Below are 25,198 nucleotides of genomic sequence, written 5' to 3' on the forward strand. Positions count from 1 at the left end.
GGAACGGAGCGGGATGGCGCTTCTGGAGCTGCGGGACATTGCCAAGCATTTCGGGGCGATCCACGCCCTGACCGGCGTCAGCTGGTCGATCGAGCCCGGCGAGGTGGTCGGGCTGATGGGCGACAACGGCGCCGGCAAATCCACCCTGGTCAAGGTCATGGCCGGCAACTTCCCGCCGACCTCCGGCGAGATGCTGCTGGAGGGCAAGCCGGTGCATTTCCACAAGCCGGTCGACGCCCGCGAGGCCGGGATCGAGGTGGTCTACCAGGACCTCGCCCTGGCCGACAACCTGACCGCCGCCGCCAATGTCTTCCTGGGCCGCGAGCTGAAGACCGGGGTCTGGCCGCTGCGCCGCCTGGACCACGGCGCCATGAACCGCAAGGCCCAGGCGCTGTTCGCCGAGCTGAAGTCGGAGACCCGCGCCGGCGACCTGGTGCGGCTGATGTCGGGCGGCCAGCGCCAGGCCGTGGCCATCGCCCGCACCCGCCTGTCCAACGCCAAGCTGATCCTGATGGACGAGCCGACTGCGGCGATCAGCGTGCGCCAGGTGCACGAGGTGCTGGAGCTGATCCGCCGGCTGCGCGACAGCGGCATCGCCGTGATCCTGATCAGCCACCGCATGCCCGACGTGTTCGAGGTCTGCGACCGGGTGATCGTGATGCGCCGCGGCCGCAAGGTCGCCGACAAGCGCATCGCCGACAGCTCGCCCGAGGAGGTGACGGGCCTGATCACCGGCGCGTTGGAGGCGGCGTGATGGCCCAGGCCACCAACTCCGCGACGATGAACTTCGACAACGTCCGGCGGCAGGGGCCGCTGCACCGGATCATGTCGTCCCAGATCACCTATGTGCTGGCGGCGCTGGTGATCCTGATGGTGGTCATGGCCATCGCGTCCGACAAGTTCCTGACCGGGCGCAACCTGCAGAACGTCGCCCAGAACTTCTCCTACATCGCCATCGCGGCGCTGGGGCAGACGCTGGTGATCATCCTGGCCGGCATCGACCTGTCGGTCGGGTCGGTCATGGCGCTCGGCGCCGTCGCCACCAGCCTGGCGATGGGCTGGACCGCCGACTGGCCCCTGTTCGTCGACTGGCCAGGCCTGGCCCTGGCTTTCGGCGTGCTGGCCGGCGTCGGCGTCGGCGGCGTGGTCGGGCTGGTCAACGGCCTCCTGATCGCCCGGCTGGGCCTGTCGCCCTTCGTCACCACGCTCGGCATGCTCAGCGTCTGCCGCAGCCTGGTCTATGTCGTCACCCAGGGCCGCGGCTCGCCCACCGCCGGGCCGGCCAAGGACCTGTTCCGGACGCTGGGCAACGACCCCATCTTCGGCATCCTGCCGCCGTCGCTGATCTACATGGCGGCGCTGGCGGTGATGATCTGGTTCCTGCTGCGGCATATGCAGTGGGGCCGGCACGTCTTCGCCATCGGCGGCAACGAGAAGGCGGCGGCGCTGACCGGCGTTCCGGTCGAGCGGGTGAAGATCTCGGTCTACGTCTTCTGCAGCGCGCTGGCCGGCTTCACCGGCGTGCTGCTCCTGGCCTGGCTCGGCTCCGCCCCCGCCAACACCGCGGTCGGCTACGAGCTGCGGGTGATCGCCGCCTCGGTGATCGGCGGCGCCAACCTGACCGGCGGCCTCGGCGGGCCGCTGGGCGCCGTCACCGGCGCGGCGCTGATCGAGGTCATCCGCAACGGTCTGATCCTGGGCGGGGTGCAGCCCTACTGGCAGGATTTCTTCGTCGGCGTGTTCATCATCCTGGCGGTGCTGCTGGACCGCATCCGGTCCCGGCGCGCGGCCTGAGACGGCAAACGAGTTCAACAAGGGGAGGATCGATTATGAAGAAGCTTCTTCTGGCCGCGGTGGCGCTGGGCGCCGTCATGGCCATGGCCGGCGGGGCGAGCGCGCAGGACAAGCCGCGCTTCGCCCTGGTGCCGAAGGCCATGAACAACCCGTATTTCGACCTGTCGCGCGACGGCTGCATGGACGCGGCCAAGAAGCTGGGCGTCGAATGCGTCTATATCGGCCCGGTGGAGCACGAGCCGGCCAGCGAGGCGCAGATCGTGCAGGACCTGATCACCCAGGGCATCGACGGGCTCGCGATCTCGGTCGCCGATGTCGACGCCATGACCAACGTGATCAACCAGGCGGTCGAGGCCGGCATCCCGACCATCACCTTCGACGCCGACGCGCCGGGGTCGAAGCGCCAGGCCTTCGTCGGCACCGACAACTACGCCATGGGCAAGGCGATCGGCGAGATGGCCGCCAAGCTGAAGCCCAGCGGCGGCACCTTCGCCCTGGTCTCGGGCGGCCCGGCCGCGGCCAACCTGAACGACCGGGTGCGCGGCGTGATCGACGGGCTGGGCAAGGGCTGGACCCAGGTCGAGGGCTCGCCGCTGTACTGCAACGACGACGCCGCGCTGGCGGTGCAGCAGCTGCAGGACACGCTGACCGCCCATCCCGACATCGACGCGCTGCTGCCGGTCGGCGGCTGGCCGCTGTTCGTGCCGGACGCCTTCCGCAACTTCGCCGAGCCGATCAAGGCCAAGCTGGCCTCGAAGGAGGTCGTGCTGGTCTCGGCCGACACGCTGAAGCCGGAGCTGGAGCTGCTGCGCGACGGCTACGCCAACGGCCTGATCGGCCAGCAGCCCTACGAGATGGGCGCGCTGGCAATGGAGATCCTGCAGAAGCTGAAGAAGGGCGAGAAGGTCGAGGAGATCACCTATGTCGGCCTCGACACGGTGACCCCCGACAACGTCAAGGACTTCCTCGCCAAGGCGAAGTAAGCTTTTCGGGCGAAGCCGGCCGGGGCGACCGCCCGCCCCGGCCGATCCTTCGGCGCCGCGGTTTCGTCACGGTTGTGACGCGGCCGGTCCCTTGTTATGAGGACGATCATGGTCAAGCCGGTCCTGATCGCCCCCTCCATCCTCTCCGCCGACTTCGCCCGCCTGGGCGAGGAGGCCCGCGCCATGACCGAGGCCGGGGCCGACTGGCTCCATCTCGACATCATGGACGGGCATTTCGTGCCCAACATCACCTTCGGCCCGACGGTGGTGAAGGCGCTGCGGCCCTGGTCGGCCCTGCCCTTCGACACCCATCTGATGATCGGCCCGGCCGATCCCTATATCCCGGCCTTCGCCGAGGCGGGGGCCGACCGCATCAGCTTCCACCCGGAAGCCGGGCCGCACCCGCACCGCACCGTCCAGTTGATCCGCTCTCTCGGCAAGTCGCCGGGCGTGGTGCTGAGCCCCGGCACGCCGGTCGCCATGGTCGAGGAGCTTCTGGGCGACATCGACCTGGTGCTGGTGATGACGGTCAACCCCGGCTTCGGCGGGCAGAGCTTCATCGAAAGCCAGCTCGACAAGATCGCCCGGCTGCGCGCCATGATCGACAAGAGCGGCCGCGACGTGCGCCTCGAGGTCGATGGCGGCGTCACGCCGGAGACGGCGCCGCGGGTGATCGCCGCCGGCGCCGACACGCTGGTGGCCGGCACCGCGGCCTTCCGCGGCGGCCCGGGCGCCTATGCCGGCAACATCGCCGCGATCCGCGGCAAACGCTGAGCCATGCGGAGCCCGCGCACCCTCACCCGCAACGTCCACGACCAGCTGACGCGGTTCGCCTATTCGAACCCGCTCTACTCCGTGGCGCTGGGGCGCAAGGGGCCGCGCGACCTGCTGATGGTGCCGCCCGACCCCTGGCCGGGCGACGCCGAGCGCGGCGCCGCGCTGATCGCCGGCCTCTACAGGCTGGGCGGCCAGACCTATGAGGCGGCGGCCGCGGCGCCGTGGGAGCCGTTCGGCGCCGCCCCGGAGTTCATCGAGGCGCTGCACGGCTTCGAATGGCTGCGCGACCTGCGCGCCGCCGGCGGCGACCAGGCCCGGCGCGCGGCGCGGCGGCTGATCGACCACTGGATCGAGCGCTACGACCGCTGGCATCCGCTGACCTGGCGGCCGGACATCCTGGGCCAGCGCATCGCCAGCTGGCTCGGCGCGCACGACTTCTTCTGCGCCAGCGCCGACGACGATTTCCGGGCGCGCGTCTTCGCCAGCCTGTCGCGCCAGCTGCGCCACCTGACCCGCGTCGCCGACGGCGACCCGATGGACCCGCGCCAGATCCAGACCGTGCGCGGCCTGGTCTACGGCGCCGTGGCCCTGCCCCAGGGCCGGCCGCGGCTGGACCAGGCCCAGCGCATCCTCGGCAAATGCCTGCCGCGCCAGATCCTGCCGGACGGCGGACACATCCAGCGCAACCCGGCGGTGCACCTGACCGTGCTGCGCCAACTGATCGACATCCGCGCCGCCTTCCGCGCCGCCCAGGCGCATGTGCCGGACGCGCTGCACCTGGCGATCGACCGGATGGCGCCGGCGCTGCGCCTGCTGCGCCACGGCGACGGCGGCTTCGCCCTGTTCAACGATGCGCAGGAGGGCGAACCGGTGCTGATCGACGCCGTGCTGTCCCAGGCCGATTCCAAGGCCCGGGCGCCGAAGAGCGCACGGCACAGCGGCTTCGAGCGGGCGATGGCCGGCCGCACCCTGCTGCTGCTCGACGTCGGCGCGCCGCCGCCGGCCGGCGCCGATGACGGCGCCCATGCCGGCCTCTTGTCTTTCGAGATGTCGGTCGGGCGCGAGCGCATGATCGTCAATTGCGGCGCCTGGCCCGGCCGCGGCAGCGCCGAGGACAGCGCCTGGCACACCGCCCTGCGCGGCACGCCGGCCCATTCCACGCTGAGCGTCGCCGGCCGCGATTCGGCCGAGGTGCTGCGCGACGCCGGCATCGGCAAGCGGCCGCGCCAGATCGAGATCGACCGGCAGGAGACGCCGCAATCGGTGCTGATCGACGCCTGGCATGACGGCTACCGCGAGGCGCTGGGCCTGGTCCACCGCCGCCGGCTGGAGCTGTCGGCCAATGGCGACGAGCTGCGCGGCGAGGACATCCTGTTCGCCGAGACCGACGCGGCCCGCGGCCTGCCCTTCGCCATCCGCTTCCACCTGCACCCGGCGCTGCAGCTGTCGCCGGTGCAGGGCGGCAGCTCGGTGATCATCCGCCTGCCCAGCGGCGACGGCTGGCGCCTGCGCGGCTATGGCGGCCAGGTGGCGCTGGAGGAAGGCATTTATGTCGGCCGCGGCTCCGAGCGCCGCAAGACCACCCAGGTCGTGATCTGGGGCGAGGTCGGCGCCGAGAGCACCGGCGTGCAGTGGATCCTGCGCCGGGAACGGCGACTGGCCTGATGCCTGCCGACATCCACACCCGGCGGACGCTGGCGGCGCAGCTTCGCGCGATCGGCCTCGGCCCGGACGCTTCGGTGATGGTGCATGCCGCGCTGCGCTCGGTCGGCCGCATCCTCGGCGGGCCCGACGCGCTGATCGACGCGCTGCACGACGCGATCGGGCCGGGCGGAACGATCCTGGTCTACACCGACTGGAGCGACGACTACCACGACCTGCTGGACGACGACGGGACCATCCCGGCGGAGCTGCGGGACGACATCCCGCCCTTCGATCCGGCCTCGTCCCGCGCCCGCCGCTTCAACGGCGCCATCGCCGAGCTGGTGCGCACCCGGCCGGGCGCACGGCGCAGCGCCAATCCCGGCGCCTCCTTCGCCGCGGTCGGCGGCCGGGCCGAGTGGTTCACCGCCGACCACGCGCTCGACTACGGCTATGGCGAGCGGTCGCCCTTCGCGAAGCTGGTGCAGGCCCGCGGCAAGGTGCTGATGCTGGGCGCCCCGCTCGACGCCATGAGCCTGCTGCACCATGCCGAGCACCTGGCCCGGATCCCCGGCAAGCGCGTGGTCCGGTACGAGGCGCCGATCCTGGTCGAGGGCCGGACGGTCTGGCGCCGCTTCGAGGAGTTCGACACCTCCGACCCCGTCGTCGACGGGCTGCCGGAGGGCTATTTCGCCACTGTTGTCGAGGATTTCCTCGCCGCCGGCCGTGGCGTGCGCAGCACCGTCGGCGACGCCGCCTCGGTGCTGGTGCCGGCGGCGGAGATGGCGGATTTCGCCGTCCGCTGGCTGGAGCGCCGGTTCGGGCTGCCCGGAGCGTAGCGGCGCCACGCGGCGCTATACGGTCGACACCCCGCCCGTCCAGGTCTAAAGCCGGGCCGATTCCTGCCCCCGGGGCCCCGCCGATGATGACCGAAGCCGCCCTGCCGATCCGCCGCGCGCTGATCTCCGTCTCCGACAAGACCGGCATCGTCGACTTCGCCCGGTTCCTGGCCGAGCGCGGGGTCGAGATCCTGTCGACCGGCGGCTCCTTCAAGGCGCTGGCCGATGCCGGCATCCCGGTCAAGGAGGTGTCGGCCCATACCGGCTTCCCGGAGATCATGGACGGCCGGGTCAAGACCCTGCACCCGAAGATCCATGGCGGCCTGCTGGCCCGGCGCGACAGCGACGAGCATGTCGAGGCGATGACCGATTACGGCATCGCGCCAATCGACCTGCTGGTGTCGAACCTGTACCCGTTCGAGGCGACGATCGCCCGCGGCGCCGGATTCGACGACGCCATCGAGAACATCGACATCGGCGGCCCGGCCATGACCCGCGCCGCGGCCAAGAACCACGCCTTCGTCGCCGTCGTCACCTCGCCGGTCGACTACGAGCCGCTGCGGCTGGAGATCGCGGCCAATGGCGCCCCCCTGGGCGCCACCCGCCGCCGCCTGGCCGCCGCCGCCTTCGCCCGCCCCGCCGCCTATGACGCTGCCATCGCCGGCTGGTTCGCCGAGGTCGAGGGCGAGACCTTCCCGCCGCGCCTGTCGCTGTCCGGCAAGCTGGCCGAGACGCTGCGCTACGGCGAGAACCCGCACCAGGCCGCCGCGCTGTATCTGAGCGGCCCGGCGGTGCCCGGCCCGGCCACGGCCGAGCAGGTGCAGGGCAAGGAGCTGAGCTACAACAACATCCTCGACGCCGACGCGGCCTTCGAGGCGGTGTCGGAGTTCACCGAGCCCGCGGTCGTCATCGTCAAGCACGCCAACCCCTGCGGCGTGGCCGTCGCCGCCACGCTCGGCGAGGCCTATGCCCGTGCGCTGGCCTGCGACCCGATCAGCGCCTTCGGCGGCATCATCGCCGCCAACCGGCCGATCGACGCCGCCACGGCCCAGGCCATCACCGCGCTGTTCGCCGAGGTCGTAATCGCCCCGGATGTCGAGCCGGAGGCCGCCGCGGTGTTCGCCGGCAAGGCCAATCTGCGGGTGTTGAAGACCGGCGGGGTGCAGGACCCGACGCAGCGCCGCCGGGTGCTGCGCAGCGTCGCCGGCGGCTTCCTGACCCAGACCCGCGACGACGCGGCGCCGGAGGCATCGGAGCTGAAGCTGGTCACCCGCAAGGCGCCGACCCCGGCGCAGATCGAGGACCTGCTGTTCGCCACCCAGGTGGCCAAGCATGTCCGATCCAACGCCATCGTCTTCGCCAAGGGCCGCAGCACGGTGGGCATCGGCGCCGGGCAGATGAGCCGGGTGGACAGCGTCAAGATCGCCGTGTCGAAGTCGGCGGAGGCCGCCAAGGCCGCGGGCGAGACCGGCTCGCGCATCGCCGGGTCGGTGGCGGCGTCGGAGGCCTTCTTCCCCTTCGCCGACGGCCTGCTGGCCCTGGTCGAGGCCGGCGCCACGGCGGTGATCCAGCCCGGCGGCTCGATGCGCGACCGGGAAGTGATCGAGGCCGCGGATCAGGCCGGCATCGCCATGGTGTTCACCGGGCGGCGGCACTTCCGGCATTGAGGTAACGGCGCCTATGAGAATTGAACTTCCCCTTTACCGTCATTGCCGGGCTTGACCCGGCAATCCAGAAGATGTCGACAGTCTCTGGATGCCCGGGTCAAGCCCGGGCATGACAATATGGGGTGGGTGGCGGCCTGTCGTCACCCGCACATCGCCTTCACCGCCTGCCACTCGGCCTCGCTCATGGCCGGCGATCCGGCCGTGTCCGGCGTGGCGAGCAGGGCGCGCTCCTCCAGCGGCGGGTGGGTGGCCAGGAAGGCCGGTCCTCCGCCGGCGTCCTTGGCGAGACGATGGAACAGCGTCGAGAGGCCGTCGCGGCGCAGCCCGGCGCCGGCCAGGAGCTTCAGCGCGGCCTCGTCCGCCTCGCGCTCGAAGCCGCGGGAATAGGACAGGGCCCCCAGCTCCGACCCCGCCTGGCCGAGCCGGCTGAGATCCGACCCGCCGGTCAGCAGCGCCAGGATCGACAGCCCCTGCTGGCGGATGATGCCCTGTAGCCCATGCCGGTGCAGCACATGCCCCATCTCATGCGCCAGCACGCCGGCGAACTCGTCCGGCCCTTGCATCCGGTCGATCAGGCCGCGGAACATCAGGATCCGCCCGCCCGGCGCCGCCAGGGCGTTGGGCACCTCGCTGTCCAGCACCTCAACCCGGAAGCGGTAGGGTGATTCCCGGCCGGCCGCGAGGCGCCGCACCAGGGCCTCCACCGCCGCGCGGCCGTCGGCCCCGGTGCAGGCGGCCGGGTGGCGCAGCATCAGCTCGATGCTGTCCGCGACGGAATCGCCGAGCGAGACCTCGTCCTCGACCGGCACCAGCGTGGCGATCGACGCGGACAGGCGCGGCAGCAGGAGCAGCACGGCGGCGAAGACCGCGGCCAGCCCGACCGTCCAGATCAGGATGGTCCGCCCGCTGCCAGCCTCGGGCGGCCGCAGCGGGGCGCCGGCCGCGCGCAGCCCCGCCAGGGCCGCCGGGCCGTCGAGGGCCAGCCGGGCGTCGCCCTGCCCCGATCTCAGCCGGACCGGCGCGGCCGCCTTGCCTGCCAGCTGCAGCGAGGCGAGCGGCCATTCCGCGAGGACGGCGCCGTCCTCGGCCGCGATCACCAGCCGATCTGTCGCCACCGTAACGCGGACGGGCGTGACATGGGCCGTCCTGCCGTCCGAATACCGGCCGGACCAGGGCCCGTGGGTCACAACCCGCCGCCGTCGAGCAGGGCGAACAGCCCCTCGCCGGTGCGCGGGCCGGCATCGGAGGACTGGGCTACCGCCTCCAGATCCAGCGCGCCGCCGATCGCCATGGTCTCGCAGCCCGCCTTCAGCACCGGGTGGCCGAGCACGACGAAGTTGATCGCCGGCGCCAGCGCCACATAGAGCCAGATGCCGATGATCGTCAGCGCCGACGGCGGCGGCGGGGCGTGCGTGCGGGCCGCTTCCATCGCCGCGAACATGGTCGGCACGAGGAGGGCGGCGAAGATGGCGACGGTGATGACGGCGAGCAGGATCGCCGGCCCCAGCACCTGGCCCAGGCGAAGACGCCCCTCGAACTTCAGCCCGGCGATGCTGACCGTGGAGGACCAGTAGCGGAACTCGCGCACCCGGTACCACACCAGCATGATGCCCAGCGTCGGCACCGCCAGCAGCATGGTCAGGACCCAGGGCCAGATCAGCTTCGCCCCTTGCGCCTCCATGCGGAAAGGCACGGTGCCGTAGCGCGCATTGTTGACGATCGTCCGGGTCTGCCATGTCCGCAGCAGCGGCAGGCAGATCCCGAGCGTCACCAGCGTCAGAAGCGAATAGCCGATGGTGCCCATGACGAAGCGGCCCGCCGTGCCGTCGAGGCCGAAGCGGATGCTGCGCCACAGCGTGCGGGACAGCCGGTAGCGGGTGGCGAGGTAGACCGCGGCCACCGCGAGCACCGACACGACCAGGTAGAAGGCGACGACCGCCACCGAAAGGACCGCCCTGAACTGCAGCAGCCTACCCAGGACGTAGCCGATGACGAGCAGCGCCAGGGCGAGACCGATCAGCAGGGCGATCGCCTTGAGGAAGCCGAAGAACAGCTCCTTGCCGGTGCCGGTGTATTCGAAGGGCTCGCCGTCGACGCTGACGGCGCCCCAGATCGCCCGCCGGATCTGCGTCCGGCCCCAGAAATTGTAGATGCCCAGCGTCACCACGGACAGCAGCATCGTTTTCAGGAACAGGCCGCCGATCCCGAACCGGCTGCCGTCGTAACCCACGCGCCCCGTCCGGGGCACCCCATCTGCAATCGACATCTGAAAATCACTCCCCCACCAATGCCGACAATATTCCTGGAGGCGGAGAAATCTGTCAAATTGTATCCATCAGCCTCGCGCCGGTTCCCGCACCGTCGCCACGATCAGCCCGCCGAGCGCGAAGAGGGCGATCACCGTGGCCATGCCGGCGCGCTGGGTGGCGAAGGCGGCGGTGGCCGCCGCGAACAGCCAGGGGCCGAGGAAGCCGGTGGCGCGGCCGGTGAAGCCGTAGAGGCCGTAGGCCTCGCCCTCGCCGCCCGGCGGCGCCAGCCGCCCCATCAGGGTGCGGCTGGCCGCCTGGGCCGGCCCCAGGAACAGGCCCAGCACCAGGGCCAGGCCGATGAACCAGGCCGGGTCGGTCACCAGGATGATCGGCACGCCGAGGGCGACGAGCCCGACGATCGAGACCAGGATCGTCGGCTTCGACCCGATCGCGTCGTCGACCCAGGCGAACAGGATCGCGCCGATGCCGGAGGTGACGTTGAGCCCGATCGCGAACAGCACCAGCTGGCCGAAATCGAGCCCCAGCGCGCCGGCGGCGTAGATGCCGCCGAAGGCGAACAGCATATTGAAGCCTTCGCGGTAGATCGCGCTGCCGACCAGGAACCGCACCAGGTTGCCCTGGCCCGGCAGCGATTTCAGCGTGCGCCACAGATCGGCCAGGCCGCGGCGGATCGCGGCCCCGATCGGCGCGCCGCCCGGCCGCTCGCGCACCAGCAGCAGGAGCGGCAGGGCGAACAGCGCCCACCACAGGGCCACCAGCGGCCCGGTGGCGCGCGGACCGGCGGACTCGACCGCCGGCAGCGGCAGCAGCGGCGCGGCGCCGCCGAAGCCGATCAGCCCGAACAGCGCGATCACCAGGCACGCCAGCCCGCCGAAATAGCCGAGCCCCCAGCCCCAGCCGGAGACGCGGCCGAGCATCCCGGGCGGCGCCACATCGACCAGCAGCGCGTTGTAGAAGACGTAGGACAGCTCGAAGGCGACGGAGGCGAGGCCGACCAGCAGCATCGCCGGGACGATCCAGGACGGGTCCGGCGCCGCGAGCCAGAGCAGCGCCGTCGGCCCCACGGCCGCGGCGACGCAGGCGGCGAGCCAGGCCTTGCGCCGCCCGCCATGATCGGCGACGGCGCCGAGCACCGGGCTGAGCAGCGCCACCGCGACGCCGCCGGCGCCGATGGCGACGCCCCACAGCGCCGCGCCGTGGTCGGCGTCGCCGACGATGCCCTTGGTGAAATAGACCGAGAAGACGAAGGTGCCGATGACCGTGTTGAAGGCGCTCATCGCCCAGTCGTAGAGGCACCAGCCGAAGATCGCGGCCCGCGCGTTCGCGCGGGGAACGGAGGCGGCCGAGGTGGTCATGAGCGAAGGCCTGGCGCGATGCGCGCACTGCCGCCCAATTGAGTCCCCCCTCCCCTTACCTCCCTCCCGCGAGGGGAGGGGGGACTCGGAGGGGTCTGCGAGAGACTCAGGAAGACCGAGGGATCACCCCCACGGTCCCCGGCCCTGGGCCATGCCCGCCATCTGCCGCAGCGCGGCGACGCGGTTGGCGGTCGAGGGGTGTGTCGAGAACAGGCTGTCGACCGCATGGGCGTGGAGCGGATTGATGATGAACATGTGGGCGGTGGCGGGATTCCGCTCCGCCGCACCGTAATCGATCCGCTTGGCGAAGGCTTCGATCTTTTCCAGGGCGGAGGCCAGCCACAGCGGGCGGCCGCAGATCTCGGCCCCGACCCGGTCGGCCTCGTATTCGCGACTGCGGCTGATCGCCATCTGCACCAGCATGGCGGCCAGCGGCGCCAGGATCACGGTCAGGATCACGCCGATGAAGCCGAGCGGGTTGTTGCGGTTGTCGCCGCCGCCGAAGAACAGGCCGAAATTGGCCAGCATCGACAGGGCGCCGGCGATGGTCGCGGTGATCGTCATGATCAGCGTGTCGCGGTTGCGGACATGCGCCAGCTCATGCGCCATCACGCCCGCCACCTCCTCCGCCGACAGCCGGCGCAACAGGCCGGTGGTGGCGGCGACCGCGGCGTTCTGCGGGTTGCGGCCGGTGGCGAAGGCGTTCGGCTGGTCGGTCTCGATCAGATAGACCTTCGGCATCGGCAGCTGCGCCTGCTCGGCCAGCTGGGCGACGAGGTTGTAGAAGTCGGGCGCGGTGCGGGCGTCGACCTCGCGCGCATTGTGCATGCGCAGCACCATCTTGTCGGCGTTCCAGTAGGCGAACAGGTTCATGCCCACCGCCACCAGCAGCGCGATCATCATCCCGCCCTGCCCGCCCAGCAGCCATCCCGCCGCCATGAACAGCGCGGTGAGGGCCGCCAGCAGCATCGCCGTGCGGATGTAGCCCGACATCAGGTCCTCCGTCGTCTCGTCCCGGATGAAATGGCCCCGCCCCGCTTCCGATCAAGCCTGGACAGCACGGCCGCGCCTAGCCATATCCAGGGAATGAGCGAGACCGAGACCCCTGCCGCCAAGCCCCTGTCGCCCCGGGAGCTGGCGGAGCGCATCGACCCGCGCACCGGCGCGCCGGTCGAGATCGTGCCGCAGAAGCCCGGCGAGATCGGCGGCCCCAAGGGGCTGGAGCCGACCCGCTACGGCGACTGGGACGTGAACGGCCGCTGCTCGGACTTCTGACGCCGGCAGCACCGGCCCCAAACACGCCGTTGCGACCGTTGCGGCGAGAGGCGGCGCCGACCTTCGCTGCGGTCGAAGCCTGTCCGTGCCGCCGGCCGGGCATAGGTTAAGCTGGACCTCCGCTCGGGAGGCATCGGCCGGGAGGACGCATGACCATCCATCGCCGCGCCCTGCTCCGCGCCGCCGGGTCGGCCGCGCTGCTGGCCGGGCTGCCGGCCGCCGCCCGTTCCGCCGCGGCGCAGCAGCAGGGGCTGGCCCTCGGCCCGGCCGCGCCCTTCTCCTACGAGGCGCTGGTCGCCCGGGCCCAGGCGATGGCGGCGCAGCCCTACCGGCCGCCCTATCGGCCCGCGCCCGAGGTCGTGCAGGCGATCGACTACGGCGCCCACGGCAAGATCAGGTTCAAGACCGACCTCGCGCCTTTCGCCGACGACAGCGGCGCCTATCCGGTGACCTTCTTCCATCTCGGCCGCTATTTCGGCGATTCGGTGCGGATGTATCTGGTCGGCGCCGACGGCGCCCGCGAGATCCAGTACCGGCCGGAGTATTTCGACATGCCGGCGGACAGCCCGGCCCGGACGCTGCCGGCCGATTCGGGCTTCGCCGGCTTCCGCCTGCAGGAACGGCACGGCCGCGCGGACTGGCGGACGCAGGACTGGGTCGCCTTCCTCGGCGCCTCCTATTTCCGGGCGATCGGCGCGCTCGGCCAGTACGGGCTGTCGGCGCGCGGCGTTGCGGTCGACATCTTCGCCCCCGGCAAGCCGGAAGAGTTCCCGATCTTCACCCAGGTCTTCATCGCCGAGGCGCCGGACCCGGCCCGGCCGGCCGTCGTCTGCGCCCTGCTGGACGGGCCCAGCATCAGCGGCGCCTACCGCTTCACCCTGCACCGCACCGAAGGCGTGGTGATGGAAGTCGAGGCGTCGCTGTTCCTGCGCCAGGCGGTGGCCCGCCTCGGCCTGGCGCCGCTGACCTCGATGTTCTGGTACGGCGAATACGGCCGCGGCCGGATGCTGGACTGGCGGCCGGAGGTGCATGATTCGGATGGGCTGGCGATCTGGACCGCCGCCGGCGAGCGGATCTGGCGCCCGCTGAACAACCCGCGGGCGATCACGGTGTCGAGCTTCGGCGGCGACAGCCCGCGCGGCTTCGGCCTGCTGCAGCGCGACCGCAGCTTCGACCACTACCAGGACGGCGTGTTCTACGACCGCCGCCCGAGCCTGTGGGTCGAGCCGCTGGCGTCCCTCGGCCGCGGCGCGATCCAGCTGGTGGAGATCCCGACCGACGACGAGATCCACGACAACATCGTCGCGTTCTGGGTGCCGGAGGGCCAGGCGGCGGCCGGCGACCGCCACGACCTGCAATACCGGCTGCACTGGCTGGCGGACGAACCCTATCCGGATACAGGCATCGCCCGCACCATCGCCACCCGGATGGGCCGGGGCGGCGAGCCGGGCAAGCCGCGGCCGCCCGGCGTCTTCAAGATCGTCGTCGAGTTCGACAACCCGGCGGTGATGCGCCGGATCCCCTTCGGCGTGTTCCCGGAGGTGGTGGCCACCGCCTCGCGCGGCACCGTCCAGCGGCCGTTCAGCGAGCCGGTGCCGAACGGCAATGTCTGGCGCGCCACCTTCGACCTTGCGGTCGACGGCAGCGACCCGGTCGAGCTGCGGATGTTCCTGCGCCTGGACGGCAAGTCGCTGACCGAGACCTGGCTGTACCAGTTCCACCCGGAGCCGCCGCCGGCCTGAGGCGGCGCCCGGCGGTCAGCCCCGGGTCGCCTCGCGCGCCGCCTCCGCCACCTGCCGCCGCAGCCAGGCATGGGCCGGGTCGTCCTGCCGCCGCTCGTGCCAGATCATCGACACGGTGAGCGGCTCGATCTCGAGCGGCAGCTCGAGCAGCTCAATGGGCGCCGTGGCGGCGACGCGGTACGCCAGCCGGCGCGGCAGCGACAGGATCATGTCGCTCTCGGCCACCAGCATCGGCGCGGCGATGAAATGCGGCAGCCGCACCGCCACCCGGCGGGTCAGCCCGTGCCGGGCCAGCGCCACGTCGACCGGCGCCTCGCCCCGGCCGGTGACGATCACCAGCAGATGCGACAGGGCGGCGAAGCGCTCCAGCGTCAGCCCGGCCGCGATCACGGGATGGCCGCGGCGGACGGCGCAGACCAGGTCCTCGTCATAGAGCGCCCGGCGGAAGAAGCCGGCCGGCAGGGTGTCGTAGACTCCGAGCGCCAGGTCGGCGGCATCCGCGGCGATCAGCCCGACATGGTCGCCGGCCGGGGGCGGGATCTCCAGGTCCAGCCCCGGCGCCAGGCGCGACAGCCGCGACACCAGGGTCGGCATCACCATCAGCGTCGTGTAGTCGACGCCGGCGATGGTGACCCGGCCGCACGCGGTCGCCGGGTCGAAGACCGGCGGCGCCACGATCGCCCGGGCGCCCTCCAGCAGCCGCGCCACCGGCTCGGCCAGGGCGGCGGCCCGCGGCGTCAGCCCCAGCCCCTGCGGCGTCCGCACCCCGATCCGGTCGGCCAGCCGCCGGCGCCGCCGGCCAAGCGCCCGGCTGGCCGCGGGCTGGCTGAGGCCGAGCCGCTGCCCCGCCCGGGTGACGCTGCGCTCGCGCAGCAGCGCATCGAGCAGCTTCAGCAGGTTGAGGTCGACTCCGGCCAGATCCACTTTGCGCATGCGGAAGATTATATCCATGCATTTGCGATATGGCGACTGTCACCGCATCTCCTTGGCACCGACCCGGCTGCGGGCGGGTCAACGCAGGAGAAAGCCATGTATGTCGTCGCCGGCGTGAGCGGGAACACGGGGGCCGCCACCGCCCGAACCCTGATCGAGGCGGGCGAGCGCGTCCGCGTCATCGTCCGCAATCCGGCCAAGGCCGAGGCTTGGGCGCGGCAGGGCGCCGAGGTGGCGGTCGCCGACCTCGCCGATGCCTCGGCGCTGACCGCCGCCCTCTCCGAAGCGCGCGGCGCCTATCTTCTGAACCCGCCCGGCTATGCGGCGGAAAATCCCTTCGCCGACGCGGCGGCTGTGGCGGACGCGATCGCCGAGGCGGCGACCGCCGCCCGCCTGCCGAAGCTGGTGGTGCTGTCCTCGGTCGCCGCGGACCGGCCGAGCGGCACCGGGATGATCGCCACCAACCGGACGCTGGAGCAGCGCCTGGCCGGGATCGGCCTGCCGGTGACCTTCATCCGCGCCGCCTATTTCATGGAGAACTGGGCGGGGGTGGCCGGCGTCGCCGCCGCCGAGGGCGTTCTGCCCAGCTTCCTGGCGCCGCTCGACCGCGCCATCCCGATGGTCGCCACCGCCGATATCGGCCGCATGGCCGCCGAGGCCCTGCGCCAGGACTGGGCCGGGACGCGGGTGATCGCCCTGCAGGGACCGGCCGCCTATTCTCCCAACGACGTCGCCGCGGCCTTCGCCCGGGCGCTCGGCCGGCCGGTGCAGGCCGTCGCCGTGCCGGAGGCGGGCTGGGCCGAGGCCCTGTCCCACGGCGGCTTCTCGGCCCGCGTCATCGCGGGCTTCGCCGAGATGATGCGGGGCGTCAACAGCGGCCATGTCGATTTCGGCAGCGATCCGGCGGCCGAGCCGCGCCGCGGCCGCGAGCCGGTCGACAGCGTCGTCGCGACGCTGGTGAAGGCCGCCGCCTGAGAGCAGGGGCGAGGGGCCTCGGCCCCTCGCCCCGCCGCTCACTTCAGCTGCGACAGCTCGATCCCTGCCGCATATTTCAGCTTCGCCGCCTCCGGCGCGTCGCCGGAGACGGTGACCAGGAAGCGGCTGGCGACCAGCATCTGGATTTCCTGCTGATCGTTCAGCACCGCCTGCCGGTCGCCGATCGGGACCAGCTTGCCCATCGACGCCGCGATCGCGGGGTTGCCGTAGAGGCCCGCGAACTGCGCCACGATCGGCGAGTCCGCCACCACCTGGATCCGGACCTGCCGGCCCTCGGCATCGCTGTAGCCGCGCTCGGCCTGGACCCCGCCGCCGAGCATGGTGGTGCCCGCCGCGTCGCTCCACGCCTCCTCCGCCGTCCAGCCATCGAGCGGCCCGGGCAGCGCCTTGGCCAGTTGCTCGGCGACCAGCTGGCCGAGCAGGACCGACGCCAGATCGGCGGCCTTCTTCGCCCGCCCGTAATCGCCGCTGCTGTAGGCCGAGTCGGCCTGGTCCAGCGCGTCATGGATGTCGTCGGCCATGGCCGGCCGCCCGTTCCCCGCCGCCAGAGCCGCCAGAATCAGCGGCACGGTCACGAATTTCATGTCCAAAACCCCTCGGATGCCGCGGCCGGACGATCCGGCCACGCCCCTGCATCCAGCGGCGATCCTCGCGCGCCGGCTTCGGCCCGCCAGTGACCGCGCGCACAGACGAAAATGTCGTGAGCCCTGCGCTGAACGAATTCCTGTGTCCAATTGTCCGGTCTTTTCGCCGCCGCATTGTCGGCGCAGGCTGGAATCCTGCCGCCAAATAAGAACGCCCGCCGGAAGCCCCGACCATGTTCCGCTTCTTCGAAGCCCGCGTGCTGCCGACCGCCACGGGCATGCCTGGCCAGCCGCCGGGCAACCTGCTGCGGTTCTACTGGTTCTTCCTGCGGCAGGTGCGCTGGTACTACCTTGCCCTGCTGGGCGCCGGGCTGACCGTGGCGCTGCTCGACGCGCTGATCCCGGTCTTCATCGGCCGGGTCGTCACCCTGCTCAGCACCGTCACGTCCGAGGATCTCTTCACCGACCACTGGCACCTGCTGCTGGGCATGGCCGCCGTGCTGCTGGTGTGCCGTCCCGCCGCCCTGTTCCTGCAGGCGCTGATTACCAACCAGATCATCGCCTCGGGCTTCACCAACCTGATCCGGTGGCAGAGCCACTGGCATGTGGTGCGGCAGAGCTGGACCTTCTTCCAGAACGACTTCGCCGGCCGCATCGCCAACCGGGTGATGCAGACCGGCGTGGCGCTGCGCGACAGCACCGTGATGTCGATCCAGGCGGTCTGGTACCTGACGGTCTACGGCACCAGCGCCCTGGTGCTTCTGGCCAGCGCCGATCTGTGGCTGGCGCTGCCGACCATCGGCTGGTTCGCCGTCTACATCGTCCTGCTGACCTATTTCGTGCCGCGGCTGAAGCAGCGCTCGCTGGAGATGTCGGAGGCGCGGTCGCTGCTGACCGGCCGGATCGTCGACAGCTACACCAACATCTTGACCGTCAAGCTGTTCGCCCGGGCCAAGGAGGAGGACGACTACGTCCGCGAGGCGGTGGACGGCCACACCGTGATCTTCCGCAGCCAGCTGCGGCTGATCACCCTGTTCAACCTGTGCCTGTCGACCACCAATGCCCTGCTGGTGGTGTCGACCGCCACCATCGCCATCCTGCTGTGGCGCCAGGGGATGGTGGCGCTGGGCGCCGTCGCCATGGTGCTGCCGCTGACCTGGCAGATCGTCAACATGGCCGGCTGGGTGGCGCAGCAGGTGACCACGATCTTCGAGAATATCGGCGTGGTGCAGGAGGGCATGATCTCGATCGCCAAGCCGCTGCGCCTGGTCGACAAGCCGGACGCCAGGCGGCTGACGGTGACGAAGGGCGGCATCCGCTTCGACAATGTCAGCTTCAACTACGGCCGGCCGGGCGGGGTGATCGAGAACCTGAACCTCGACATCCGGCCGGGCGAGAAGATCGGCCTGGTCGGCCGCTCCGGCGCCGGCAAGTCGACGCTGGTCAACCTGCTGCTGCGCTTCTTCGACGTCGAGCGCGGCCGCATCCTGATCGACGGCCAGGACATCGCCGGGGTGACGCAGGAGAGTCTGCGCGAGCAGATCTCGGTGGTCACCCAGGACACCTCGCTGCTGCACCGGTCGATCTTCGAGAACCTGAACTACGGCCGGCCGACCGCCACCAAGGCCGAGGTCATCGCAGCGGCCAAGCAGGCGCACGCCCACGACTTCATCCTGGATGTCGAGGACTGGCGCGGCCGGCGCGGCTACGACGCCCATGTCGGCGAGCGCGGCGTGAAGCTGTCCGGCGGCCAGCGCCAGCGCGTGGCGATCGCCCGGGTGGTGCTGAAGAACGCGCCGATCCTGATCCTGGACGAGGCGACCTCGGCGCTGGATTCCGAGGTCGAGGCGGCGATCCAGGAGCAGCTCGAGGACCTGATGGAGGGCAAGACGGTGATCGCCATCGCCCACCGCCTGTCGACCATTGCCCGGATGGACCGGCTGGTGATCCTGGAGCGCGGCCGCATCGTCGAGATCGGCAGCCATGACGAGCTCTTGAAGGCCAACGGCCACTACGCCTCGCTGTGGCGTCGCCAATCCGGCGGCTTCCTGGGCGAGGAGGAGCAGGCGGCGGAGTAGAGGCCTCGCGTAGGTTGGGTTCGCCGAGGGCGAACCCAACCTACAGCCTCTACTTCGCCGGCGCCTTCCCTTGCTCCGGCAGCACCTCGACCGTCGCGGTCATGCCGGAGGCCAGCAGCACGCCGTCCGGCACCTTGTCGAGCGCGATGCGCACCGGGATGCGCTGGGCCAGCCGGACCCAGCTGAAGGTCGGGTTGACGTCGACGATCTGGTAGTAGGAGTTGAGCGTCACCTCGCGGTCGGAGATGGCGCGGTCGATGCTCTCGACATGGCCCTCCAGCGGCGTCGACACGCCCATCAGCCGGATCTCGACCTTGTCGTCCGGCCGGATGCGCGGGATCTTGGTCTCCTCGAAATATCCCCGGACATGGAAGCTGTCGGCGTCGACGATCGCCATCACCTGCTTGCCCGCCGTGGCATAGGCGCCCTGGCGCAGGATCAGGGTCGAGACATAGCCGTTGACCGGCGAGCGCACCGTCGTCCGCTCCAGGTCCAGCTTGGCCGTGTCCAGCGCCGCCTGGTCCTGGTCCACCGCCGCGCGGGCGGCGCGGGCGGCCGATTCCGCCTGCTGCTGGGCCTCGACCGAGATGGCGTTGAGCCCCAGTTTCGCCCGGCGCGCGGCATCCGCCTCCAGCTGCTCGGTCTGCGCCACCTGGCTGTCGAGCGCGGCCTGGGCCCGCTGCACCGCCAGGGTGTAGCGGTCCTGGTCGATCACGAACAGCACGTCGCCCTTCTGCACCCGCTGGTTGTTAGCCACGCGCAGGTCGACGACGACGCCGGAGACGTCGGGCGCGACCTGCACGATCTCCGCCGCCACCCGGGCATCCCGGGTCCAGGGGCTGTCGATGTAGTACTGCCACAGCAGCACGCCGGCGACGGCGGCGCCGGCCGCCACGACCAGGGTGATGAGGATTCTCAGCGCGAGGGTCGCGAGTTTCATGGTCGTCTTCTTCCCCTCACATCGTCAGCACGACGAGGGCGGTCAGGATGATCAGGAGCACGGACAGGTCGAACAGCGCCGGATGCCAGATCCAGCGATAGGCGCCGATCCGGCCGAGGCCGAAGCGCAGGATCCCGGTCAGCGCCAGCGCGACCATGAGATAGCCGAGCATCGGCGACAGATACACGCCGGCGAGGTCGATTTCCTTGATCATGTCGATGTCGGGGCCAACAGGTCTTGGATCAGCGGCGGACCATCGGTCTGCGGCAGGGCGAAGAATTCGGACTGCCAGGTCAGCGTCACCCGGATCGCGGTGACCGCGACCAGGGCGGCGACGGCGTCGCGGTCGATGTCGAGTGCCTGCAGCGCCTCGCCGGCCCGGGCCAGCGCCGCCATCGCCTCGGGCCCGCTGGTGCCGCGCCGACGCCAGGCCTGGCCGAAATGGACGGCCAGTGCGGCCAGCGCCGCCTCCACCGCCCGGGCCGCGGGCGGCGGCAGCCGGGGAGACAGGCGGCGCAGGATCATGATGTTGTGGCCGACCCGCAGGCTGGCCAGGCTGCCGTGCAGGATCGGCCGGTCGCCCGGCGAGGCGTGGTCGAGCCGCGAGAATAGCCCGTTGATGCGGTCGAACATCCGGCTCTCGAACTCGGCCTGCGAGAGATCGGTGTCCGAGGCGATGCGCGACAGGTCGGCCATGATGCCGGTGACGAAGCGCTGCGCCATCCAGCGCACGCCGAACGGCCGCGTCAGCCGGAACAGCAGCACGGCCAGGGCGATGCCGGCCAGGGTGGCGAGGCCGTTGTTGACCGCGCCGGCGAAGTCGAGCGAGGGCTGGTCGGAGAGCGACAGCAGGGTCAGGAAGTTGATGCAGAGCAGAAGCGCCGAGGTGCCGATCCGCGGCACCGCCATCAGGCTGCCGGCCGGCACCAGCACCAGGGCCAGCGCCGCGGCCAGCATGCCGAAGCCGTCGAGCCGGGGCAGCACCAGCGCGAAGTAGATCAGGTAGATGACGAAGGCGACCGACGCCATCCGCAGGAATTCCTTGGCCGGCAGCGCCGGCTCGTCCGCGCCGGAGAAGAAGCCGAACACCACCACCAGGATGGTGGCGGCGGCGGCGCCGTTCGGCCAGGCGGTGAGGATCCAGAAGCTGCAGCTGACCACGAGCGCGATGAAGGCGGTGATCCCGGCCATGATGGCGGCGGCCTGGTCGCGGTGGCGGCTGATCGACGGCGCCGACCGCATGGTGGGCGGCCGGGTGCCGGCGGCGACATGGTCGCGCAGCCGCCGGCACTCGTCGCGCAGGGTCAGCACGTCCTGCAGCCGGTCCAGCAGGATGCGCACGATCATGGCGGTCTGGCTGCGCCGCAGCTCCTCCAGCGGCGGCTGCAGCGAGTCGATCAGGCGCCGGGCGGCGCCGATGCTCTCGTCGTCGTCCGGCTGGTCCGGGCCGAGCGACCGGTCCATGATCCGCGCCACCGTCTCGAAGGCCGGGCGGATCGCCTGCCATCGCGCCGGGTCCCGCAGGCGCAGCAGCCGGCCGCGCTCCTGCATCGAGACCAGCACCGCGAGGAAGGTGAACAGCCGCCCCTGCAGCTGGCGCACCACGTCGTTGGCCAGGCGGATCGCGCGGGTGTCGAACACGGCATGGGCGCGCAGCGTCTCCAGCGCCACCGCGTCGGCGATCAGCCGGGCGCGGTCGGCCTGGGGCGCCTCCTCCGTGCCCTCGGTCCGCAGGATGCCGACCGCCCATGTCGCGGTGGCCGCCAGCAGCGCCTCGATCCGGCCCAGCAGCACCGGCCCCACCGGGCGCGGCAGCACGACGGCGCTGAGCACCCCGGCGCAGGAGATCGCCAGCAGGATCTCGACGCAGCGGTTGGTGGCGACGTCGAACACGGTGAGCGGCGCGGTGATCGCCGGGAAGCCGATGATCGCCGCGGTGTATCCGGCCAGCAGCGGCGCATAGGCGCCAGGCGCGTCGCGCAGCATCACCGAGACGTAGATGCAGCACCCGAACCACAGCGCGCTGGCCAGCACGAACAGCTCGCGCGCCTGGGCGAACAGGGCGACGAAGGTGACGCTGGCCAGCACGCCCGCGGCGGTGCCGAGCACGCGGTACACGCTCTTCGACAGCATCATCCCGGTCAGCGGCTGCGACACGATGTAGACGGTCAGCACCGCCGTGCCCGGCGAGGACAGGTTGAGGCGCAGCGAGATCCAGGCGGCGAGCATCGCGGCGCAGAAGGTGCGCAGCGAGAACACGCCGTCGCGCCAGGTCGGCCAGTCCATCCGTTCCCTCCGAGGGCCTAGCGGCCGCCCTCCGGCGCCGGCCGGCCGGCCGCGATGTTCCGCTCGATCCGGCCCAGCAGGCCGAGACAGAGCATCATATCCTCGTCGGGGATGCCAGCGAGCAGACGCTCACGGATCTCCGCGGCGACGCCCTGGATGCCTTCCACCAGCGTCCGGCCGTCTTCGGTCAGATAAATCGCCTTGGCGCGCCGGTCGGCCTCGTCCTCGCGCCGCTCGACCAGCCCCTGGCTTTCGAGCGAGTCGAGCAGGCGGACCAGCGACGCGCCCTCGATCCCGAGAGACTCCGCCAGGTCACGCTGCCGGATACCCTCGCCCAGCCGGAAGATGTGCAGCAGCGCTGCCAGGTGGCCGCGCTGAGCCCGTAGCGGCCCAGCGCCTCGTCGACCTCGCGCCGCCACAGCCGGGCGACTAGGAACAGGCGGAAACCGAAATCGGCCCGCGCGGTGGAGGGGGTGGTTGGCATGCGGATTTAATTAGGATGCTAATTATTAGCCACGAAGCGCAATTGCCGCATGCCAGCCTTCGCCGAAGATCGCTTCGGGGCTCGTCGTTGCTGTAGAGGTTCAGGAATTCGCTGATCGGTTGGGTTGGGTTTTGGTGAGAGCGAAGGCCTTTGGGGTAAGGCCATCGAGGGCTTGGTGAGGCCTGAAGGCGTTGTAGTAGACGAGGTATTCGAACAGCTCGTTGGAGAAGTGTTCGAGGTGGTCGAAGGTGGCGCCGTCGATCAGGTCGTCGTTGAGGGTGCGCCAGAAGCGTTCGGCCTTGCCGTTGGTCTGGGGCCGGTAGGGCCTGGTGTAGCGGTGGTTGATGCCGAGCTCGAGGAGCATGGCCTCGAAGGGGTGGTCTTCGGGGTGTTGCCGGGAGGCGAACTCGGCGCCGTTGTCGGTGAGGATGTCCTTGAACTGCAGGCCGTAGTTGGCGTTGAGGGTGTTGATCATCTTCAGGGTGCGGAACATCACCGGCAGGGCCTTCTTGCTGGCGAGGATCTCGGCCCAGGCCAGGCGGGAGCAGGCGTCGATCAGGCAGACGAGGTAGGCCGGCTTGGCGGGCGGCTGCAGGAACATGTCGCGGGGCAGCTGGTGCAGGTCGACATGGCCCATCTCGCCGAGCATGGTCTTGATGATCCTGCGCTTGGTCTCGACCATGGCCTTGGTCTTGCGGTTCAGGCCATGCTGCTTGAGCCTGCGGTAGATGGTGGAGGGTGACGGCAAGGACGATACATCCTGGCGCGTCTCCCGCAAGACGGCATGGATCTCGTAGCGGTTGAGGCCGCGCTGGCGGCAGGCCAGGATCTCGGCCTCGATGCCGTCGGGGTCGCGGCGCTCGCGCCACTTCGGTCCGCGCCGCTGCGGCAGCAGATCCTGCTCCGAGCCGCTGAGCAGATAGCGGTTGTAATACTTGCGGAAGGTCTGCGAGCAGGTGCCGTGATGCCGGTAGAACTCGCCGACCCGCCGGAACGTCTGTGACGTCCCGGCCTTCACCGCCTCGTATTCCGGGATCAGGAAGCGCCACTTCTGCAGATAGTTGCGCTCGATCGTCCGGTCGTAGCTGTTGTCCCGCATCGATGCCGCCTCCTTCTCGCCGGCATCGATCAACGAATTAATGAACATGCACAGTTGCGAGGAGGCGAAGCCAATCACGGGTGAGTCACTCTCCCGCGTCGCGCTTCGCCCCGGCTTCCATCGCCCGGCGGATGCGGACCGCCTCGGTCTCCTCGATCGCGACGTCGTCCCAGCGCACCACCTGCCCCTCCGCCACCGGCTGCACCAGCCTGACCTTGTGGGCGAGGCCGATCGGCAGGGCGCCCGCCGCCAGCGAATCCTCCGCCCGCATGATCCGGCCCCAGACCGCGTAGCCGCCTTCGCCATCCAGCATCTCGCCGGCGGCGAGCGGCTTCTTGGCCACCGCGACCGCATCGGCGCGGAAGCCGGTCGGGCTGCCGGTCGCCTCCTGCCGCAGCGCCGCCGAGGCGACGCTGACGCCGAGCTCGAGGCCGATGAAATGCACGGTCCGGTACAGCGCCCCGTAGCGGCCGGACGGATCGACGGTGACGGCGTATTCGCGGAAGCAGCGGCGGGTATAGGCGGCGCGAGCGTCGTCGTCGCCGGCCTCGAACACCACATAGACGCCCCAGCGCAGGTCGTTCACCACCTGCCGCCCGTCGCGCTCCAGGCTGGACACCACCTCGACCATGCCGCTGCGCTCGAGCACGCCGCCGGCCTCGCGCGGCCGCAGCACCCGGGCCAGGTCATGCGCGCCCGCCGGCGGGAACAGCAGGCCGTCGCGCGGCGCGGCCAGCCCGGTGGCGTTCGAGATCGCCGCCATCTCGATCGCCGACTTCGTGCCGTCGATGAAGGAGTTGAACATCTGCGGGTTCATGCCGCCGGCCCGCGCCTCCTCCTCCGAGATGCCAAAATGCTCCCAGACCGTGTCGGGCGTCGACTGGTGATAGCCCGGCAGGTACTTCGTGCCCTTGCCGGCGGCCACCACCCGGAAGCCGCAGGTCTCCGCCCAGTCCACCAGCTCGCAGACCAGCGCCGGCTGGTCGCCATAGGCGAGGCTGTAGACCAGCCCCGCCCGGCGGAACCGGTCGGCGAGATAGGCGCCGGCCAGGACATCGGCCTCGACATTCACCATGACGATGTGGCGCCCGTTCTCGGCCGACAGCAGGGCATGGCGGATGCCGGCCGCCGGGCTGCCGGTGGCGTCGACCACGACGTCCAGCCCGCCGGCGCGGATCAGCGCCTCGGCATCCTCGGTGACATGGGTCCGACCGGTCCGGAGCGCGTCGTCGAAGGAGGAGGCCAGGGCCGCGCCGACATCCCAGCCGGTGTTCGCCATCGCCTGGCGTGCGCGCTCGGCCGACAGGTCGGCCACGCCCAGCAGGTGCAGGCCGGCGGTGGTGCGCAGCTGCGCCAGGAACATCGAGCCGAACTTGCCGGCGCCGATCAGGCCGACGCGGACCGGGCGCCCCTCGGCGGCGCGCTGCCGCAGCTTGGTCGCGAGATTCATGGGGG

The 25,198-nt window shown here is 71.1% G+C and carries 23 protein-coding genes; 11 read left to right on the forward strand and 12 right to left on the reverse strand.

The window, feature by feature from the left end:
• Nucleotides 1–13: 13 nt before the first annotated feature.
• The 7 genes from LG391_RS31340 to purH all read left to right on the forward strand — a co-directional run bounded on the left by LG391_RS31340 (nt 14) and on the right by purH (nt 7,701).
• Complete coding sequence (locus LG391_RS31340; protein ID WP_225772508.1) at nt 14–754, forward strand: ATP-binding cassette domain-containing protein; 741 nt, start codon at nt 14–16, stop codon at nt 752–754.
• Nucleotides 754–1,794, forward strand: a complete 1,041-nt coding sequence (locus tag LG391_RS31345; protein ID WP_225772510.1) for an ABC transporter permease — start codon at nt 754–756, stop codon at nt 1,792–1,794. Before LG391_RS31340 ends, LG391_RS31345 begins: the two co-directional genes overlap by 1 nt.
• Nucleotides 1,795–1,829: 35 nt before the next feature.
• Nucleotides 1,830–2,777 (forward strand): sugar-binding protein, encoded by a 948-nt coding sequence (locus LG391_RS31350; RefSeq protein ID WP_225772512.1) that lies wholly within the window; start codon nt 1,830–1,832, stop codon nt 2,775–2,777.
• Between the two features lie 108 nt (nt 2,778–2,885).
• Nucleotides 2,886–3,551: a ribulose-phosphate 3-epimerase gene (gene rpe, locus LG391_RS31355; RefSeq protein WP_225772514.1), complete on the forward strand. Its 666-nt coding sequence runs from the start codon at nt 2,886–2,888 to the stop codon at nt 3,549–3,551.
• 3 nt (nt 3,552–3,554) lie between these two features.
• Nucleotides 3,555–5,219: a heparinase II/III family protein gene (locus LG391_RS31360; protein ID WP_225772516.1), complete on the forward strand. Its 1,665-nt coding sequence runs from the start codon at nt 3,555–3,557 to the stop codon at nt 5,217–5,219.
• Nucleotides 5,219–6,034 carry an aminoglycoside 3-N-acetyltransferase gene (aac(3), locus tag LG391_RS31365; RefSeq protein WP_225772518.1) on the forward strand — a complete coding sequence of 272 codons (816 nt, stop codon included), beginning with the start codon at nt 5,219–5,221 and terminating at the stop codon, nt 6,032–6,034. Before LG391_RS31360 ends, aac(3) begins: the two co-directional genes overlap by 1 nt.
• An 83-nt stretch (nt 6,035–6,117) precedes the next feature.
• Nucleotides 6,118–7,701: a bifunctional phosphoribosylaminoimidazolecarboxamide formyltransferase/IMP cyclohydrolase gene (gene purH, locus LG391_RS31370; RefSeq protein ID WP_374200820.1), complete on the forward strand. Its 1,584-nt coding sequence runs from the start codon at nt 6,118–6,120 to the stop codon at nt 7,699–7,701.
• Nucleotides 7,702–7,841: 140 nt separating this feature from the next.
• Here the strand turns inward: purH and LG391_RS31375 are convergent, their stop codons facing one another.
• From LG391_RS31375 to htpX, 4 genes are all read right to left on the reverse strand, one after another.
• Entirely contained in the window at nt 7,842–8,798 is a 957-nt protein-coding gene (locus LG391_RS31375) for a M48 family metallopeptidase (RefSeq protein WP_225772520.1), read from the reverse strand.
• Nucleotides 8,799–8,884: 86 nt separating this feature from the next.
• On the reverse strand, nt 8,885–9,931 hold the full coding sequence (locus LG391_RS31380) for a DUF898 family protein (protein ID WP_255646953.1): 1,047 nt from the start codon (nt 9,929–9,931) through the stop codon (nt 8,885–8,887).
• 105 nt (nt 9,932–10,036) lie between these two features.
• Nucleotides 10,037–11,326, reverse strand: coding sequence for an MFS transporter (locus LG391_RS31385; RefSeq protein ID WP_225772523.1), 1,290 nt, complete (start codon nt 11,324–11,326; stop codon nt 10,037–10,039).
• Between the two features lie 123 nt (nt 11,327–11,449).
• Nucleotides 11,450–12,319, reverse strand: coding sequence for a zinc metalloprotease HtpX (gene htpX / locus LG391_RS31390; protein WP_225772524.1), 870 nt, complete (start codon nt 12,317–12,319; stop codon nt 11,450–11,452).
• Nucleotides 12,320–12,412: 93 nt separating this feature from the next.
• On the opposite strand from htpX, the gene LG391_RS31395 reads away from it, so the two are divergent.
• Both LG391_RS31395 and LG391_RS31400 read left to right on the forward strand, forming a co-directional pair.
• Nucleotides 12,413–12,601 (forward strand): DUF1674 domain-containing protein, encoded by a 189-nt coding sequence (locus tag LG391_RS31395; RefSeq protein ID WP_225772526.1) that lies wholly within the window; start codon nt 12,413–12,415, stop codon nt 12,599–12,601.
• Nucleotides 12,602–12,750: 149 nt separating this feature from the next.
• Nucleotides 12,751–14,343 (forward strand): glucan biosynthesis protein, encoded by a 1,593-nt coding sequence (locus LG391_RS31400; RefSeq protein WP_225772528.1) that lies wholly within the window; start codon nt 12,751–12,753, stop codon nt 14,341–14,343.
• 15 nt (nt 14,344–14,358) lie between these two features.
• On the opposite strand, the gene LG391_RS31405 is transcribed toward LG391_RS31400, so the two are convergent.
• The gene (locus tag LG391_RS31405; protein ID WP_225772530.1) at nt 14,359–15,276 is read right to left on the reverse strand and encodes a LysR substrate-binding domain-containing protein; all 918 of its coding nucleotides are present in this window, start codon (nt 15,274–15,276) and stop codon (nt 14,359–14,361) included.
• Nucleotides 15,277–15,372: 96 nt separating this feature from the next.
• Between LG391_RS31405 and LG391_RS31410 the strand changes: the two genes are divergently transcribed.
• Nucleotides 15,373–16,251, forward strand: a complete 879-nt coding sequence (locus LG391_RS31410; RefSeq protein ID WP_225772531.1) for an NmrA family NAD(P)-binding protein — start codon at nt 15,373–15,375, stop codon at nt 16,249–16,251.
• A gap of 38 nt (nt 16,252–16,289) precedes the next feature.
• Here LG391_RS31410 and LG391_RS31415 read toward each other — a convergent pair whose 3' ends face one another.
• Nucleotides 16,290–16,856 (reverse strand): hypothetical protein, encoded by a 567-nt coding sequence (locus tag LG391_RS31415; protein WP_225772533.1) that lies wholly within the window; start codon nt 16,854–16,856, stop codon nt 16,290–16,292.
• Nucleotides 16,857–17,089: 233 nt separating this feature from the next.
• Between LG391_RS31415 and LG391_RS31420 the strand changes: the two genes are divergently transcribed.
• Nucleotides 17,090–18,934: an ABC transporter ATP-binding protein gene (locus LG391_RS31420; protein WP_225772535.1), complete on the forward strand. Its 1,845-nt coding sequence runs from the start codon at nt 17,090–17,092 to the stop codon at nt 18,932–18,934.
• A 49-nt stretch (nt 18,935–18,983) separates the two neighbouring features.
• Here LG391_RS31420 and LG391_RS31425 read toward each other — a convergent pair whose 3' ends face one another.
• The 6 genes from LG391_RS31425 to LG391_RS31450 all read right to left on the reverse strand — a co-directional run bounded on the left by LG391_RS31425 (nt 18,984) and on the right by LG391_RS31450 (nt 25,193).
• Nucleotides 18,984–19,874 (reverse strand): HlyD family secretion protein, encoded by an 891-nt coding sequence (locus LG391_RS31425; protein ID WP_225772537.1) that lies wholly within the window; start codon nt 19,872–19,874, stop codon nt 18,984–18,986.
• A 16-nt stretch (nt 19,875–19,890) separates the two neighbouring features.
• Nucleotides 19,891–20,088 carry a DUF1656 domain-containing protein gene (locus tag LG391_RS31430; protein ID WP_225772539.1) on the reverse strand — a complete coding sequence of 66 codons (198 nt, stop codon included), beginning with the start codon at nt 20,086–20,088 and terminating at the stop codon, nt 19,891–19,893.
• A complete protein-coding gene (locus LG391_RS31435) occupies nt 20,085–22,160 on the reverse strand; it encodes an FUSC family protein (protein ID WP_225772541.1) in 2,076 nt (691 codons plus the stop codon). The genes LG391_RS31430 and LG391_RS31435 overlap by 4 nt, the downstream gene beginning before the upstream one ends.
• A gap of 17 nt (nt 22,161–22,177) precedes the next feature.
• Entirely contained in the window at nt 22,178–22,579 is a 402-nt protein-coding gene (locus LG391_RS31440; protein WP_225772543.1) for a MarR family transcriptional regulator, read from the reverse strand.
• Nucleotides 22,580–22,744: 165 nt separating this feature from the next.
• On the reverse strand, nt 22,745–23,743 hold the full coding sequence (locus tag LG391_RS31445; RefSeq protein ID WP_225765342.1) for an integrase core domain-containing protein: 999 nt from the start codon (nt 23,741–23,743) through the stop codon (nt 22,745–22,747).
• Between the two features lie 85 nt (nt 23,744–23,828).
• Nucleotides 23,829–25,193 carry an NAD(P)H-dependent oxidoreductase gene (locus tag LG391_RS31450; protein WP_225772545.1) on the reverse strand — a complete coding sequence of 455 codons (1,365 nt, stop codon included), beginning with the start codon at nt 25,191–25,193 and terminating at the stop codon, nt 23,829–23,831.
• Nucleotides 25,194–25,198 lie beyond the last annotated feature (5 nt).

Source organism: Inquilinus sp. Marseille-Q2685, from assembly GCF_916619195.1.
Taxonomy (GTDB): domain Bacteria; phylum Pseudomonadota; class Alphaproteobacteria; order DSM-16000; family Inquilinaceae; genus Inquilinus.